Raw genomic sequence first — 632 nt, 5'->3', positions numbered from 1 at the left:
TACAACCGCTGTTGGACTATTTAGGCGTTTAGGGTGACGCAATGACGAAGTCAGGAAATATGTTTAATGGTATACAGCATCCATCAATATGGCTCCAACCTATTTCAGGAGAACCGGTTTGTCTCAGGGAATTTTCGTATGAGGACTATAAGTCACGTATGGATTAAATAATATTCTCTTTTTGGCGTATTCAAGGTGTTGTGTCCCAGATGAATGTAATTCTAAGGAGAGGTAAAAGTTGGGATAGTCAAAACATTCTTATCTATATTTTTGTTGTATAGATGAAAAATGTATAACTTAAATGTTAAAGACATGAAGAAATATAGATGTGAAGTTTGCGATTGGATCTATGATCCAGAAGTTGGTGATCCCGAGAATGGAGTTGCTCCAGGAACTGCATTTGAAGATATACCCGATGATTGGGTTTGTCCTCTTTGCGGCGTAGGGAAAGATGAATTCGTTGAAGAGTCATAATTAATATGTAACTCAATATTTAAAAGGAGGATATGTCAATTAGCTGATATTTCCTCCTTTTTATGTTTTATAAAATGAAGTATAGGCAACTTCAGTTATTCTATAAGTACTTCAGAAAAATAAATGAACATATCAAGCTCTCATAGTAAAGTTGATGC

The 632-nt window shown here is 35.0% G+C and carries 1 protein-coding gene; it reads left to right on the top strand.

The window, feature by feature from the left end; genetic code table 11:
- Positions 1 to 312: 312 nt before the first annotated feature.
- Complete coding sequence (gene rd / locus E5331_RS20110; protein WP_123484852.1) at positions 313 to 474, top strand: rubredoxin; 162 nt, start codon at positions 313 to 315, stop codon at positions 472 to 474.
- The last annotated feature ends 158 nt before the right edge of the window (positions 475 to 632 follow it).

The organism is Lepagella muris (assembly GCF_004793975.1).
Lineage (GTDB): Bacteria > Bacteroidota > Bacteroidia > Bacteroidales > Muribaculaceae > Lepagella > Lepagella muris.
Note: the sequence above shows the minus strand (reverse complement) of the source record. Positions and strands in the feature narration are given on the sequence as shown.

Bases quoted from the DNA above. Each gene is read 5' to 3' on its own strand.
- rd (WP_123484852.1), top strand. From the start codon at position 313: ATGAAGAAATATAGATGTGAAGTTTGCGATTGGATCTATGATCCAGAA.